The sequence below is a fragment of the Lysinibacillus sp. NPDC047702 genome, from assembly GCF_050272555.1.
Taxonomy (GTDB): domain Bacteria; phylum Bacillota; class Bacilli; order Bacillales_A; family Planococcaceae; genus Lysinibacillus.
Genome location: NZ_JBNNMG010000134.1, coordinates 1 through 2250 on the forward strand (window position 1 = coordinate 1; position 2250 = coordinate 2250).

Annotated in this window: 3 protein-coding genes; all 3 read left to right on the forward strand. The window is 39.7% G+C overall.

Annotation, left to right across the window (positions count from 1 at the left end; genetic code table 11):
- Window positions 1-83: 83 nt before the first annotated feature.
- The 3 genes from ACQKIM_RS27925 to tnpC are packed head-to-tail and all read left to right on the forward strand — an operon-like array spanning window position 84 to window position 2248.
- The gene (locus tag ACQKIM_RS27925; RefSeq protein WP_427550220.1) at window positions 84-278 is read left to right on the forward strand and encodes a hypothetical protein; all 195 of its coding nucleotides are present in this window, start codon (window positions 84-86) and stop codon (window positions 276-278) included.
- Window positions 275-628, forward strand: a complete 354-nt coding sequence (tnpB, locus tag ACQKIM_RS27930) for an IS66 family insertion sequence element accessory protein TnpB (protein ID WP_427550222.1) — start codon at window positions 275-277, stop codon at window positions 626-628. The genes ACQKIM_RS27925 and tnpB overlap by 4 nt, the downstream gene beginning before the upstream one ends.
- Before the next feature lie 60 nt (window positions 629-688).
- Window positions 689-2248, forward strand: coding sequence for an IS66 family transposase (gene tnpC, locus ACQKIM_RS27935; protein WP_427550224.1), 1560 nt, complete (start codon window positions 689-691; stop codon window positions 2246-2248).
- Window positions 2249-2250: the final 2 nt, after the last annotated feature.

Genomic DNA, 2250 nt, shown 5'->3' on the forward strand with positions numbered 1-2250 from the left:
GTAAGCCCGTATTCAAATAACGCATATAATCACGTAGCACCTCTCGGTACTATAAAGGTATCAATTAAAGGAGGTGCCTTTCATTGCCACAGCAAAAATTAACGATTATCCCCATCACATTATATCCCGAACTTAATAATTCCCCTGTAGCCAACTCAACACAAGACTCACACATTAATACATGTACGATTAAAACAGCAAAGGTAGAAATTTCTTTCTGTAATGGCGTAGATGAGCACATTATCCAAAGTGTGATGAGGGAGTTGAAACTACTGTGAAACACGATTTTACTAACGTGAAAAATATCTACATCGTTTGTGGAAAGACGGATATGCGTAAAGGCATTGATGGCTTAGCTACACTGATTCAAGATTCTTTCGAACTGGATCCTTATGGCGATTCGATTTTCCTGTTTTGCGGCCTGAGTAAAGATCGATACAAATGTTTGTATTTTGATGGGGATGGATTCGCTTTACTCTATAAACGCTTAGATGGCGGACAACTCCAATGGCCGAAAGATGAAAATGAAGTACGGAACCTTTCGCAACAAGAGCTTCGCTGGCTTCTAGAAGGTTTATCGCTACAGCAGCCAAAGGCAATTCAAAAAACACCAAAAGGTGTATTCTAAATTCACTTTCTTAAATGGTATAATATGAGAATCTTATACGAACGGAAAGTGGTGAATGTTTTGGTGAACGCTTCTTTTAACAACGAGAAATTAATTAAACTTCTTGAAGAACAGCTTGATTATATGAAGCAACAAAACAAAGACTTATCTAAACAGATTGAATCGCTAACTGAACAAGTACGCTATTTAACAAAACTTTTATACGGATCAAAAACCGAGAAATCAAAATACACTGCACCAGATGGACAAGGATCATTATTTGATGATGATCAGTCTTTTAGTGATTCTGAGCACACAGAAGAACAAAGCACGGCGACGATTACGTACACCGTTGTCCGTAAACTACATAAGAAGAAACGGAATGATTCTTTTCGTGACGGGATTGAAGTAGAAGAAATTCACCATCATCCCACCAACACACAATGTGACTGTTGCCTTGGTCAAATGACTGAAGCTGGTACAACGATTGCGCGTGAAGAAGCAAAATTCATTCCGGCAAAAATGATGCGCATCCAGCATATTGAACATGCCTATGAGTGTAAGCACTGTAAAATGGATGCCGCAAAAAAAGCACAAATGAAACGTGGAAAAGCCCCACAAGCTACTATTCAGCGAAGCATTGCAGGACCAACTGTTTTAGCAAAGCTTATTTATGATAAGTTTATTCAGTATTTACCTCTTTACCGTCAGGTAAAGGAGTGGGAACGATATGGCCTACTTACGAATGATAAGAATCTATCAAACTGGGTTATTCGTGCTTCAGAAGATTGGCTTTTACCGATTTATGAACAGATGAAGCAGATGTTAACGATGAAATCAGTGCTGCATGTGGACGAAACGTATGCGCAAATTATCAATCGGTCAGACGGAAAATCAGGACAATCGAATGCCTACAATTGGGTGTTCCGAAGCGTGCCAAGCCAAGGACCAATCATCGTTCTTTTTCATAGTGCATTATCGAGAAGTCGTTCTGTACTAGTAGAATTTACAAAAGGCTTTAAAGGAATGGTGATTTGTGATGGTTACTCGGCATACGGTAATCTTCCTGATGTCACGTTCGCTAACTGTTGGGCGCATGTGAGACGATATTGGCTGAAAGTCGATAGCAAAAACGGACAAATTGGCGTAGATTTCTGTGATCAATTGTATCGCCTAGAACGTCAATTTAAGCACCTTTCACCAGGTAAACGCCGAAAAGCACGCCAAAAGCATTCGAAGCCGATTGTAGAGAAATTCTTAAAATGGGTCGATGAATCGCCTTTCTTCGGAAAAAATGCCTTAGCTAAAGCTGCCGAATACACATTAAATCGTGTTCATGGATTAAAAGCTTTTCTGTTCGATGGTCGAATTGAGATGGATAATAATCCAGCCGAAAATGCGATTCGTCCAAATGTGATTGGTCGCAAGAACTGGCTTTTTTCTGTGAGTGAAGCCGGTGCTAAAGCAAATGCCATCTGTTTGAGTTTAGCAGAAACAGCCAAAACAAACGGCATTGATTTCTATCAGTACCTTGTAAAGCTATTAACGGAGCTACCAAATTTACCGATTCAACAACAGCCAGAGATCTTACAAGATTACATGCCTTGGTCGAAAAATATCCAAGCCACATGTTCAAAATAGCC